Source organism: Leifsonia sp. 10L418, assembly GCF_056395445.1.
This window is the reverse complement of sequence record NZ_JBFTJN010000004.1, coordinates 96,544-108,499: the sequence shown is the minus strand read 5'-3', so window position 1 is coordinate 108,499 and position 11,956 is coordinate 96,544. Positions and strand designations below refer to the sequence as shown.

Genomic DNA, 11,956 nt, shown 5'->3' with positions numbered 1-11,956 from the left:
AATTCGGCGCGGTTCGGCTACGGCAACCGGGCGAACAGCCGGGTGCCGATCACCGCGACGGCGAAACCGGCGGCCACGATGGCCGCCATTCCGCCGATGTAGGCGATGAGCGTCTCCGTCGATTCCCCGGATGCCCGCAGCACGGTGATCACGAACGCCACGCCCGTGACGACGGCGAATGGCACCACAACCCACACCAAACGCCCGGCCCGCCAGGGTCGAGCCGGAGCCGGCCTGGCCGGCCCGAACTGCGACAAAACGGCTCCGGCGAGACATCCCCAGAATGCGACGACAAGCAGCCCGGCAATCACATCGCTCGGCCGGTGCCAATGGGTGGCCACGGTCGACAGGCCGGCCGCGACAGCGAACGCCGCCCCCCACGCCCCGACGGTGGGACGCATCCGCGGGCTTGAAACGAGGAAGACAGCGAGGGCGGATGCTGCGGCCACCGTTGTATGCCCCGAGGGGAATGAGTTGTCGGCGTAGCCGGCGACATCGAGATCGGGGCGGGTCAGAATGGCGTACTTCAGCACTTGCGTCGTCGCGACGGCCGCGCCGGCAGCGGCCACCGCCACCAGAAATGTCGACCAGTTGCGGCGCACAGCGGCGATGACGAGGGTGAGCACCAGGCAGATCACCGCCGAGATCAGCGGCACCCGGTCGAGAAGCGCGTTGGTCAGCGGGGTCACACTGCGTGACCCGAATTCGGCTCCATCGAAGGCGAGCTGATCGACGATCTGCCCGTTGTAGGTCTTCACGAAGAACCAGTAGAGCGCGATGAACGCCAGAGCGGCACAGACAGCACCGGTCAGGTACCTGGCCGGGCCGATCGAAGTTGAAGCGCTCACCTGTTCAACTGTGCCACAGCGATCCGCAGAGCTTGCACAGCGCCACCTCCACCTTCGCCGTGAAACGTCCCGGCGCATGAACGCGCCGTTCCCCGCGACAGCGTTGTCTCACCTTCGCCGTGAAACGTCACGGCCTCTGAACGCGCCATTCCCCGCGACAGGGTTGTCTCACCTTCGCCGTGAAACGTCACGGCGCATGAACGCGCCGTGAAATGTTACGGCGCATGAACGGGCCATTCGCCCGCGACTGCGTTGCTTCCTAGTCTGAGACTCCGCTCGCGCCCACCGCATATCGCAAAGGAACAACATGACCCTCGCCATCGACACCATTCCCCCGATCACTGCCGATGAGCGCGCCGCGCGTCTGACGGATGCCGGAACCGCCTGGTCGAATCGCATCAGCGCCAACGTCAACAACGCCCAGCTCAGCTACACCGTGACAGGTGTCGGTGAAGGGTCGGTCGCCAGCCGCATCACGGCCGGCAAGCAGGTCTTCTTCGTCGACGAACCCGCCGCGCTCGCGGGCGATGACGTGGCGGCCAGCCCGGTGGAGTTTGCGCTCGGCGCCCTCATCTCCTGCCAGATCGTGGTCTACCGCCTCTACGCCCAGAACCTCGGCATTCGGGTCGACTCGATTTCTGCCGAAGCCGAGGGCGACCTCGATGTGCGCGGACTGTTCGGCGTCGACGACTCGGTGCGTCCTGGGTTCTCCGCGATCCGCCTCACCGTGCGCGTCACCGGCCCCGAAAGCGACGCCCGCTACGAGGACCTCCACGCCGCCGTCGACGCCCACTGCCCGGTGCTCGACCTGTTCGCCAACGCCACTCCGGTCACCGTCACGCTGGTCGCCAACTAGGCGGCCCCGCTGTCCGTTCGGTGGTCGAGCCTGTCGAGACCTGGTCACGAGATCTCGACAGGCTCGATCACCGGTTCTGCACGATCGCCGGATCTCCCTTGCTTTCACAGCCGAGAAGCGTAGCGTCGAGGATATGTTCGGTTCACATGAGCATGGCCGGCGGGAGCGCGGCACTTCGGCGTTTGGATTCCCTGCACTCCGCACGGCGGACATCCACGCTGCAGAAATAGCCACCTCGCCTGAGCTCGAAGGTGACTTCGAAGTCGAGCGCCACCGTGCTGCGGAGTCCGGTCGCGAGAAGATCGAGCGCTACGAGCATGGCGACGACAGCGGTCCGGTGATCCCCGGAACGACCTCGGGGTTCACCCACCCGTGACCGCACGCTGAGCGTTCACGGATGCGTTCACACCGTTCACGAATGAGTTCACACTCAGGCACACGGTCAAGCACCTGTTCAAGCAAGGGTTCAGACGAGCGTGAGAACCACTTTGCCCAGCAGATGCCCGCCCATCAGATAGTCGTAGGCGTCGCGCACCTTCTCCAACGGGTACGTGCGATCGATCGGCAAGACCACCTCTCCGGAGGCGATCAGCTCGGCGACTTCCGCCAGGTCGGCGAGCGTCGCTGTCTTGCCGCCGACTCCGGTGATTCCCGCATCCGCCCGGTGACCGCGGGCCGCAATCGTGTTGATCCGCGATCCGGGCGCCCCGAGCTTCAGCGCAACATCGATGGTTGCCGGACCCTGATTGTCGAGGGCCGCCGTCAGCCGCGGGGCGACCTGGCGCACCCGCTCAAGCAAGCCTTCTCCGTAGGCAATGGGGATGACATCCAGCCCGCGCAAGAATTCATGATGGGCTTCGCTGGCTGTTCCGATCACCCGGGCACCGGTGCGCCGGGCGAGTTGCGCGGCCAGAATGCCGACTCCCCCGGCGGCGGCGCTCACCAAAACGGTGTCGTCGGCAGTCAGATGCAACGAGTTCACGCTGGCCCAGGCGGTGCGCCCCGCAATATCAAGTGCGCCGGCCTCCTCGAAGCTCATCGCGTCGGGTTTGCGGATGATCCTGGTCGCGTCGATGATCACATAGTCGGCCTGCGCGTACATCCGCTTGCCACCGAGCACCGCGTCGCCGAGCGCGAAGTCAGCGACCCCGCCGCCGATCTGGTCGACGACGCCGGCGAAGTCGTTGCCGTTGCCGCACGGCGGAATTGCGTTGTAGCCGGCCGCTGTGGGGCCGCCGCGGATGATCTTCACATCGACCTGGTTGAGCCCGGCCGCGTGCACCCTCACCCGAACCTCACCCGAGGACGGCTGCGGCCGTTCGTCGTGCTCGATGTGCAGCACCGAGGGGCCACCGAACTCGTCGAAACGTACGTAGCGTGCCATTCCGACAGCATAAGCACAGGAGGCAGATGCCGCGCCCCCCGATTTTTTGCAATCCGGATAGTGCGTGGCGTACACCAAATGTTCATAAACGTCTGGTCGAATGTTGCGTGAACCGTCTGCGTGCGCGTTAGAGAGTGTGCGCTTCGAACGAATGGAAGCTCTGTGAGCATTCGAACGGCCGAGTACCCCAGGCCGGACCATTTCCTGCTCCATCTCAGTGACACGCACCTTCTCGCCGGCGACCATCGTCTCTACGGACAGGTCGACAGCGCAGCGCATCTGACCCAGCTCTTTGCCGAGGTCGAAGCGTCGGGTGCACGGCCGGAGGCCATCATCGTCACCGGCGATCTGGCCGATCGCGGCGAACCGCAGGCGTACGACCGTCTGCGCGATATCGTCGAACCGACGGCCGCGCGCCTCGGCGCCCGGGTGATCTGGGTGATGGGCAACCACGATGACCGGGCGGTCTTTCGCACGACCCTGCTCGGTGAGCTGCCCACAACCACGCCGATCGACGATGTGGTCGAGATCAATGGGTTGCGCGTGATCACCCTCGACACCTCGGTTCCCGGCCACCACTACGGCGAGGTCAGGCCCGAGCAGCTGGAGTGGTTGAGCGAGCAGTTGCGGGTTCCCGCCCCGGACGGCACGATCCTGGCCATGCACCATCCGCCGGTGCCGAGCGTGCTCGACCTCGCGGTGTCGGTTGAGCTGCGCGACCAGGGTCCGCTCGCCCAGGTGCTGCGCGGCTCGGACGTGCGCAGCATCCTCGCCGGTCATCTGCACTATTCCTCGACCGCAACCTTCGCCGGAATTCCGGTGTCGGTCGCATCCGCCACCTGCTACACCCAGGATCTGACGGTTCCCGTCGGCGGCACCCGGGGTCAGGATGCCGCGCGCGCGTTCAATCTCGTGCACGTCTACCCCGACACGGTGCTGCATTCCGTGGTTCCGCTCGGCTCCCACCCGGCCCTCGATTACATCGACCCGACCGAGAGCGCCCGGCGCCTGGCCGCGTCGGAGATCGAGATTCTGCCGGCCGGCACGCTGCGGGCGGAGCCGCCGCGCACGACGCCGATCTCGGTACTCAGCGCCTGACCCTGAAAGCCGCCAGACCCCGTCGAGTCGCCAGACCTCGTCGAGTTTGACACGTGCGGTCGAGATACCCCGTTGTGCCGGGGAATCTTGACCGCAACGGTCAAACTCGGCGCAGGAACACAGCCGGGCCGGGCGCACGAAACGGCCCAGCCCCGCGCTGAGGCGAGTTACGCCCGACGCACCGCCTCGCCCAGCAACGGGTCGACCGCCGGGTCGATCACGGAGTCGGCAGCGCCGTCGGACGGCGTCGCCTCCTTCTCCCATGGTGCCGGGAACGGGAAGTACAGTTCAAGAAACTCGGTCACCGCAGCGCGACGCACTTCGTCGGAGATCTCAGGAAAGCTGCCGTCGTTGAGGCAGAACATGTCCTGGTCGCGACGCTTGCGCAGCCGCTTCATCTGCTGCAGTGCCCGCTTCAGGGTCGTCTCGATGTACATCGAGCGCACCTGCGTCTGCGCCACCGCGTGCCCGGTCATCAGTGCGTAGTAGTGATAGAGCGAGTTCGTCACCGAGATGTCGGTGGCCGACCGGAACTGGCTGGCCGCGGTGCGCGCGAAGTCTTCGGGGAACTCGTTCTCCAGCTCCCGCATCACGCTTTTCACCAGCGGGGCCGCGGTGTGCTCCAGGTGCCGGGTGGTCACCTTGCCGAATCGGCCGAGCAGCAGGGCCCGGTTGACTCGGGCGGCGTTCTCGAATCCGCTGCGGCTGGGATCGTTCTCGCCCAACCCGATGCGGGTCGCCGCCTCGACGAACTTGGTGACCCCACCGGGCGAGAAGAACAGCTCGGGCCCGACCGGCCGCCCGAAGAACATGTCGTCGTTGGAGTACAAGAAATGCTCGGCCAGACCGGGGATGTTGTGGAGCTGGCTTTCGACGGCGTGCGAATTGTGCGTGGGCAGCGCGCTCTGGTCGGCGAAGAACTCTTCGCTGCGCATAATGGTGACCCGCGGATGCTCGGCGAGCCAGACCGGTGCCGGCGAATCGGTGGCGATGAAAATGCGCCGCACCCAGGGCGCGAACAGGTAGACGCTACGCAGGGCGTACTTGAGTTCGTCGATCTGCCGGAAACGCGCGTCGGAGTCGTCGCCCTCGCCGGCGACATAACCCTGCATCCGCTTGGCCCGTTCGCGCTGGAAGTCGGACGAGGAGCCGTCGACCCAGGAGAACACGAGGTCGATGTCGAAGCTGACATCGCTGGCCAGGTCGTCGAACATGCTCGGCAGGGTGCGCCACTGGCGGTCGTAGAGGTCGATCGTGGTTTCACGAGCCTCGGAGCGGGGAAGCCGAGTGCGCATCAGCGCATTCTCGACCGGGGCAACGATGTCGTCTTCGCCGAAGCGCCAGAATTCGAGCTGGAACGCGGTCTGCGAGCCGTATCGGAGGCGACCGATCGGTTCGATGCGCGGGCGGTAGACCCGAAACACCGAGGACTTCTTGAGCGTCGCCAGCGCACCGTCGGCAATGAGAGCCGGCTGCGGCTGGTTGCCGTCCTGCGGCTTGGCGTAGAACGGTTCATCGGCGAACGCGCCGGCGAGTACCTGCGAGATCTTCTTGCGCGAGGCACGGTCGACAGCGATGACCAGCCGATTCTGATCGCCACGCACCAGCAGAAAATCGATCCCCGCCGCCTCGAGGGCGTCATGCACGGCGATGAGGTCGGTCACCATGGACTCGTGGGGTGTGAAATGCCCGTTGACGAGCGCGATCTCACCCTTGCGCACGACGACATCGTCGCGGTCGAACCGGCGGGTGCGTTCGTTCGGGGCGACGAGCACCAGCTCCGGCTCGCCGCTCAGTGAGAGCACCGGCATCGCTGCCGTGTTGGTACCCAGAAACTCGTCTGACGAGGGTGATCCGAGCGCGTCGACGTGGGTTCCCACGTGGGCGCCGCCGTGTCCGCCGCCGTGCGATCCCGCATGGCTGCTGATATGGCCGCTGCCGAGGGTGCTGCCTCGTTCGCCGTGTGATCCGGATCGATCAAAAGTGGCCATGGTTCTCCTCGAGACAATAGAACACAGGTTCACCAGGCATCCACACGCATCGCTGAGCAGCATGCGTTCGGCACTGCCGAACGGCGGCTCTGCCGGGAATGTCGAGACCGTGTGCTGTGCAGCCGGGCAAAGCGGTCGCGCTGTTCTCAGTGTACGTCGGTTCCCGCCGGCGGATCGCTAGAGTGCGCTGATCCCGAACAGCCCGATGATGAGGGCCATGATCATGATCGTCACCAGCTCATGGGCAATGTTCAACACGGTCAGGCCGCTCGGGCGGCGGTCGAAGGCGTCATGGGTGATCATGCGGGCGGCGGTGAATCCGGCCCAGAGGATGAGGCCGGTCAGCAGCGTGTTGGCCAGAAAGCTGCCGTGGTAGAAGTTCTGTGCGATTGCCGCGGCTCCGGCGAGCACCCAGGCGGTGATGAAACTGACGATCACCGTCACGATCAGGGGCGCGGCCGAGCCCTTCCGCATGCTTTCTTCGTCGTGGCCGACGGCTTTCATCCAGTAGGTGCCGAAGACCGCTTTTGCGTACCAAATCGCTCCGACGACCATGCTCGACACCGTCGCGAGCAGCACAGCCCAAATGTTGATTTCGGGAACCATGATCGAGTCCTTTCGGCAGGCCCGTCGAGGCGACGAAGCGGATGGCTCGATGCTAGTGCCCGGGGGCGACATCCGGATGCTGCGCCTCACCGTGCGCCTGGGCCCCGGACTCGGTCAGATACTCGGCAAGGATCCGGGCGTGATTGACCACTGGGTCTTTTGCGCCGTAGACGAGGGTCGCCGTGCCGGCCGACGAAACACATGCCCAGAACTCGTCGATGGCCTTCGCCGTGGCGGGATTGCCGTCGAGCTCGGCCCGGTAGCGAGCGGCGAATTCGTCGAGACGCTCAGGGTCGTGGTTCCACCAGGTGCGAAGCTCCGGAGTCGGCGCGATGTCCTTCAGCCAGGCGTCGAGGCGCGCGTGCTCGGTCGTGACCCCGCGCGGCCACAACCGATCGACAAGTATTCGCACCCCATCGCTCGCAGCGGCATCGTTGTAGGCCCGTTTGATCTCAATGTTCATGCGGTCAATGCTCATGCGGTCAGTGTGGTCTTAGTCCTGCTCGTCGTCCAGGGTCGGGATGCGCAGTTCGGTGTCGAGCGCCGCGGCATCGGTGATCGGAAGCCGACAGACGAAGTCGCGACAAAAGTACGCCGTGGGCAGGCCCGCGACGACCCCGCGATCGGCGAAGAGCGAGAATCCCGCCTCGGCGAAGGCCGCGGCCTGGCCGACCGTGACGGATGCGACGAGCCCGGCCGGATAGCGCCGGGCCACGTTCAGCAGGGAGTCGCGTTCGACCACGCTGCTGGTGGCGGGCGCGCCGTCTGTACCGGGAACGGCTGTATCGGACGCCGCTGTGTCGGACGCGCTCGGGGCCTCGGGCGACACGACGACGAGCTGAATCGTGGGGGCCGCGCTCCGCGCCATCGCCCGCACAGTGCCACCGAATGCGAGCGGCTGGGCGAGGGCGAGGGGTGCGACGGCCTTGAGCGCCTGGTCCGCCGCCTGGCGATAGCGTGACTCCCCGGTGAGTTGATAGAGCAGACGCGCGGCATCGGCGGAGGCAGTGAGCCCCGACGGGTAGGCGCCTTCCGAAGGGTCGAGCGAGACGGCAAGCCCCTGGGCGACCAGCACCGGATCTCCCCCGGTTGGCACCCGGAAGGTCGCCGCCGAGCCTGCGGTGTCGGCCATGTCGGCGGTCGGAGCTAGCGTGCTGTCAATGAGGCGGCGGGCCGCGGTGGCATAGTCGACCTCTCCGGTGACGAGGGCAAGTTCGAGGAGGCCGTGTGCACACATCCCGTAGTCCTCCAGCGTCGCCGGTGCCGCGGAGATGCGCCCGTCGACCGAAGCCCGCACGAGGCGATCGGTCAAGACGTGGGCGGCCAGGATGTAGTCGGCGGCACGCCGGGCCGCGTCGATGGACTGCGGGTCACCGGCGGCGAATCCGGCGCGGGCGAGAGCCCCGATGGCGAGACCGTTCCAGCCGGTGAGCACCTTCGCATCGAGCGCGGGCGGCGACTGCGTCCGCCGCGCGATCAGGTCGAGGGCGTAGTAACCGCCTTCGACGCGTTCGCCGTCGACGGTGCTCTCCGAGTCCTGAGCGCTGGCGAATCCCCCGGACGGCAGCTGCATCACCGACTGCAGAAACTGCGAGACACCGTCAGCGAGGATGCGCGCCCACGGTTCGTCGGTCAGCTGGCGCGCGCGCACGGTGAGGTCGAGCAGTTGCGCGTTGTCGTAGAGCATCCGTTCGTAGTGCGGTTCCGACCAGTCACGGTGCACCGCATAGCGAAAGAACCCGCCCTCGACCGGATCGCGAAGCGGTGAGGCGCCCATGATCTTCAGCGTGCGCAGCGCGAGCGACTGCCCCGTGGGTTGCTCGAGCAGAAACCCGAGCACGGGCGCCATCGGAAACTTCGGTGCGCCGCCGAATCCGCCGAAGAGTTGATCTTCCTGGTCGGCCAACCCGGCCACGAGAGCCCGAGCAGCGTCGGCGCTCAGCCGCGCGCTTGGCTCGCTTCCGGCCGCGTCGTCGCCGGCGAGGGCGACAGCCGCCGGAATCGTGACGGCCGCCACCGCGTCAGCGACGCGCTGGGCCCCGGCGATGACCGCGTCCCGGCGGGTGATCCAGGCATCCGTCACGGCATCGAGAACCTGCCCGAACGACGGTTGCCCGGGTGCTGGCCGGGGCGGAAAGTAGGTGCCGGCGAAGAACGCCTGCCCGTCGGGGGTGACGAAGACATTGAGCGGCCACCCCAGGTTTCGGGTGAAGGCGCTGGCCGCCGCGAGATAGCTTGCGTCGACATCGGGGTTCTCCTCCCGATCAACCTTGATGCTGACGAAGCGTTCGTTGAGGCTGGCGGCGAGCGCGGGGTCGCTGAAACTCTCCCGTGCCATCACGTGACACCAGTGACAGGTCGAGTACCCGATCGAGACAAGCACCGGAACGTCGCGGGCGCGCGCCTCGGCGAAGGCATCGGCACCCCAGCCGAACCAGTCGACCGGGTTATCGGCGTGGGAACGCAGGTACGGGCTGATCGCGTCGGCGAGACGGTTCGTCATGCACCCATTCTGCTCTCTGTGGATGTGCGTCAGAGCAGGAGCGCCTGCGCCTCGCGTTGCCGACGCTGTACGCGCATCCAGACGAAGAAGCCGAGGAGGGTGAAGGCGCCGTAGAACACGTAGAGCGCAGCCGAGACGTAGAAGCCGGCGCTCACCAGCAGGGGCACACCGACCACGTCGACGGCGATCCAGATCAGCCAGAACTCCGTCCAGCCCTTCGCCATTCCATAGGTGGCCAGCAGCGAGCCGGTGAAAATCCAGGCGTCGGCCCAGACGGGTTCGTACGAGCCGAGGGCGGTGAAGATCGGGGTCAGCGCCAGCGTGCCGCCGATCATCGTGGCGCCGAGCACAATGCGCACCCGGTTGCCGGCCCAATGCGGGACGACGGCGACGTGGGTCAGCGAGTTGCGTGCCCGCGACCATTGAATCCAGCCGTAGATCGACACGACGATGAACATGATCTGGCGCCCCGCTTGGCCGAGGAGGTTGACGGGGTGCGGCGTGCCGAAGACGGCACCGAGAAAGACGGTGAAGAGCAGCAGGTTGCCGGCGATGCCGACCGGCCAGGCCCACACCTTGCGGCGCATTCCGCCGAGGGCGCTGGCCAAACCGAAGAGGTTGCCCACAATCTCGCGCCACAGAATCACCTGGCCGCCGATGTGCAGCTGGGCGTCGAAGAGCCACTCAATCAGATTCATCGCCACTCATTCATTGCTCGAGCTGCGCCTCGGCGTCGTCCACCGGCTGCGCCCAACTCTGTTTGGCGGTGCGCCAGCCGTCTTCGGCCAGACCGCGCTTCCAGTACCCCGAAATCGAGAGGAACTCGCGCGCAACACTTTTCTCCACGCGCAGATAGCGGCGAAGCTCGCGCACGAAGCCGGCATCCCCGTGCACGAAGGCATGCACCTGGCCGGGCAAGAAGCGAAGCTCGCGCACTGTGGCGGCGATGTCCGGCGGTCCGGCCGGGTCGTCGCGGTGCAACCAGATGAACTCCACGTCGGCGGCGGATGCGATCCGCTGCTCGTCGGCGGGAGAGCCCACCTCGATCACGGCCAACGCCCGGCTTCCTGACACAAGTGATTCGAGGCCTGCCGCGATGGCGGGCAGCGCGGAGTCGTCGCCGACGAACAAGTGCCAGTCGGCAGTGGGATTCGGCGCGTAGGCGCCGCCCGGGCCGGCCAGGTAGATCTGGTCGCCGACCGCCGCGTGGAGCGCCCAGGGTGCCGCGACACCCTCGTCTCCGTGAACGACGAAGTCGATGGCGAGCTCGCCGGTCCCGGCATCCCAGGAGCGCACCGTGTAGGTGCGCATGACCGGCCACCACTCGGGTGACAGGTCACGCTTGATCTCGTCGGCGTTGTAGGGAACGCCGTACGGGGCATCCCGTGGCACGAAATGCAGCTTGACGTAGCTGTCCGTCGGCTCCCCCACGGCGAACTCGCTGAGCCCGCCGCCGCCGAAAGTCACCCGCATCATCTGCGGGGTGAGCCGCTCGGTGCGCAGCACCTGGGCCAGCCAGCGGCCCTTCGCCGGACGAGCTGCCATGCCGGTCGCCGGGTCGGCGTTGACGACGACGGGCTCAGATACGGGTGCAGACACAGGTTCTTCCTTCGAGATCACTGGCGTTCACGGCAAAAAGCGGAACGCGAAACTCAGGCAAACTTTACTAGCAGTTGACGAGAGCTGTGGTCGGCGCTGGGTGGGCGCCGTGAAGGACGAGGGTGCGCTGCACCATGTGGTCGAGGGGCGGCCGACGATCGAGCTAGTTGACCTCGTTCGGGTGCGCGCTGACCCGGCCGACACGCTCCAGCGCCGAGATTGCGGCGACCTCAGACTTCGACAGTTCGAAGTCGAGCACGTCGAAGTTCTCGGCCATCCGCGAGCGGTTGTTCGACTTCGGGAACACAATGTTGCCCATCTGCAGGTGCCAGCGGATGATCACCTGGGCCGGCGACTTTCCGTGCGCCTCGGCGGCGACTGCGACAACCGTCTCGTCGAACAGCGGGTACTTGCCCTGGCCAAGCGGTCCCCAGGCTTCGATGGCGATGCCGTGACGGCGCGCGTACTCGGTCACCTCCGGCTGCTGGTGGGCCGGGTGCAGTTCGATCTGGTTGACGACCGGAACCACATCCGTCTCGGCAAGCAGACGACTCAGGTGCGGAACCAAAAAGTTCGAGACACCGATCGAGCGGGCCCGACCGGAGTCGTGAATCTGCTCGAGTGCCTTCCAGCTCTCGATGTAGCGGTCGTTGGCCGGTGCCGGCCAGTGAATCAGGTACAGGTCAACGTAGTCGAGGCCGAGCTTCTCGAGGCTCTCATCGAACGCGTCGAAAGCCGACTGGGTGCCCTGGCGGTCGTTCCACAGTTTGGTGGTCACGAACAGCTCGGAGCGGTCGATTCCGGAGGCGGCGAGAGCGTCGCCGACGCCCTGCTCGTTGCCGTAAATCGCCGCGGTGTCGATGTGCCGGTAGCCGACGCTCAGCGCATCGGTGACGATGCGGGTCGTCTCGGTCGGTTCGACCTTGAAAACTCCGAAGCCGAGCTGCGGAATGGTATGGCCGTCGTTGAGCGTAAGCGTAGGCACGGTGTTTGTCATCGGTCCAGCTTAGGGATCGTCATTCACCGAGGCTTTGCCGGGTGATCAGGATCCCGTGGTAGGAGTGCCCGGTT

General features: G+C 66.4%; 12 protein-coding genes. 3 read left to right on the top strand and 9 right to left on the bottom strand.

The genetic code is table 11. The annotated features are described in order from the left end of the window. Positions 1–17 precede the first annotated feature (17 nt). Complete coding sequence (locus AC1DCF_RS10765; protein WP_477211009.1) at positions 18–848, bottom strand: phosphatase PAP2 family protein; 831 nt, start codon at positions 846–848, stop codon at positions 18–20. A 307-nt stretch (positions 849–1,155) separates the two neighbouring features. Between AC1DCF_RS10765 and AC1DCF_RS10760 the strand changes: the two genes are divergently transcribed. Beyond that, entirely contained in the window at positions 1,156–1,704 is a 549-nt protein-coding gene (locus AC1DCF_RS10760) for an OsmC family protein (RefSeq protein ID WP_441790081.1), read from the top strand. A gap of 133 nt (positions 1,705–1,837) precedes the next feature. Beyond that, positions 1,838–2,080 (top strand): hypothetical protein, encoded by a 243-nt coding sequence (locus AC1DCF_RS10755; RefSeq protein WP_477211008.1) that lies wholly within the window; start codon positions 1,838–1,840, stop codon positions 2,078–2,080. A gap of 90 nt (positions 2,081–2,170) precedes the next feature. Here AC1DCF_RS10755 and AC1DCF_RS10750 read toward each other — a convergent pair whose 3' ends face one another. Beyond that, positions 2,171–3,088 carry an NADP-dependent oxidoreductase gene (locus AC1DCF_RS10750; RefSeq protein ID WP_477211007.1) on the bottom strand — a complete coding sequence of 306 codons (918 nt, stop codon included), beginning with the start codon at positions 3,086–3,088 and terminating at the stop codon, positions 2,171–2,173. A 162-nt stretch (positions 3,089–3,250) separates the two neighbouring features. On the opposite strand from AC1DCF_RS10750, the gene AC1DCF_RS10745 reads away from it, so the two are divergent. Continuing rightward, positions 3,251–4,186 carry a phosphodiesterase gene (locus tag AC1DCF_RS10745; RefSeq protein ID WP_477211006.1) on the top strand — a complete coding sequence of 312 codons (936 nt, stop codon included), beginning with the start codon at positions 3,251–3,253 and terminating at the stop codon, positions 4,184–4,186. 167 nt (positions 4,187–4,353) lie between these two features. On the opposite strand, the gene AC1DCF_RS10740 is transcribed toward AC1DCF_RS10745, so the two are convergent. The 7 genes from AC1DCF_RS10740 to AC1DCF_RS10710 form a co-directional block, all read right to left on the bottom strand. After that, positions 4,354–5,997, bottom strand: a complete 1,644-nt coding sequence (locus AC1DCF_RS10740; RefSeq protein WP_477211157.1) for a stealth family protein — start codon at positions 5,995–5,997, stop codon at positions 4,354–4,356. Positions 5,998–6,354: 357 nt separating this feature from the next. Further along, the gene (locus AC1DCF_RS10735) at positions 6,355–6,783 is read right to left on the bottom strand and encodes a DUF1761 domain-containing protein (protein ID WP_477211005.1); all 429 of its coding nucleotides are present in this window, start codon (positions 6,781–6,783) and stop codon (positions 6,355–6,357) included. Positions 6,784–6,835: 52 nt separating this feature from the next. Next, positions 6,836–7,261, bottom strand: a complete 426-nt coding sequence (locus AC1DCF_RS10730) for a DUF488 domain-containing protein (protein WP_477211004.1) — start codon at positions 7,259–7,261, stop codon at positions 6,836–6,838. A 15-nt stretch (positions 7,262–7,276) separates the two neighbouring features. Then, positions 7,277–9,286 (bottom strand): thioredoxin domain-containing protein, encoded by a 2,010-nt coding sequence (locus AC1DCF_RS10725; RefSeq protein ID WP_477211003.1) that lies wholly within the window; start codon positions 9,284–9,286, stop codon positions 7,277–7,279. A 29-nt stretch (positions 9,287–9,315) separates the two neighbouring features. Continuing rightward, complete coding sequence (gene pnuC, locus AC1DCF_RS10720) at positions 9,316–9,984, bottom strand: nicotinamide riboside transporter PnuC (RefSeq protein ID WP_477211002.1); 669 nt, start codon at positions 9,982–9,984, stop codon at positions 9,316–9,318. A 10-nt stretch (positions 9,985–9,994) separates the two neighbouring features. Then, positions 9,995–10,885, bottom strand: a complete 891-nt coding sequence (locus tag AC1DCF_RS10715; protein ID WP_477211001.1) for a siderophore-interacting protein — start codon at positions 10,883–10,885, stop codon at positions 9,995–9,997. 163 nt (positions 10,886–11,048) lie between these two features. Further along, the gene (locus tag AC1DCF_RS10710) at positions 11,049–11,882 is read right to left on the bottom strand and encodes an aldo/keto reductase (RefSeq protein ID WP_441790091.1); all 834 of its coding nucleotides are present in this window, start codon (positions 11,880–11,882) and stop codon (positions 11,049–11,051) included. Between the last annotated feature and the right edge of the window lie 74 nt (positions 11,883–11,956).

Excerpts from the sequence above, each read along its gene's own strand:
- AC1DCF_RS10755 (WP_477211008.1), top strand. The coding sequence starts at position 1,838 with ATGTTCGGTTCACATGAGCATGGCCGGCGGGAGCGCGGCACTTCGGCG.
- AC1DCF_RS10730 (WP_477211004.1), bottom strand. The coding sequence starts at position 7,261 with ATGAGCATTGACCGCATGAACATTGAGATCAAACGGGCCTACAACGAT.
- AC1DCF_RS10750 (WP_477211007.1), bottom strand. The coding sequence starts at position 3,088 with ATGGCACGCTACGTACGTTTCGACGAGTTCGGTGGCCCCTCGGTGCTG.
- AC1DCF_RS10760 (WP_441790081.1), top strand. The coding sequence starts at position 1,156 with ATGACCCTCGCCATCGACACCATTCCCCCGATCACTGCCGATGAGCGC.
- AC1DCF_RS10725 (WP_477211003.1), bottom strand. The coding sequence starts at position 9,286 with ATGACGAACCGTCTCGCCGACGCGATCAGCCCGTACCTGCGTTCCCAC.
- AC1DCF_RS10740 (WP_477211157.1), bottom strand. The coding sequence starts at position 5,997 with ATGCCGGTGCTCTCACTGAGCGGCGAGCCGGAGCTGGTGCTCGTCGCC.
- AC1DCF_RS10735 (WP_477211005.1), bottom strand. The coding sequence starts at position 6,783 with ATGGTTCCCGAAATCAACATTTGGGCTGTGCTGCTCGCGACGGTGTCG.
- pnuC (WP_477211002.1), bottom strand. The coding sequence starts at position 9,984 with ATGAATCTGATTGAGTGGCTCTTCGACGCCCAGCTGCACATCGGCGGC.
- AC1DCF_RS10710 (WP_441790091.1), bottom strand. The coding sequence starts at position 11,882 with ATGACAAACACCGTGCCTACGCTTACGCTCAACGACGGCCATACCATT.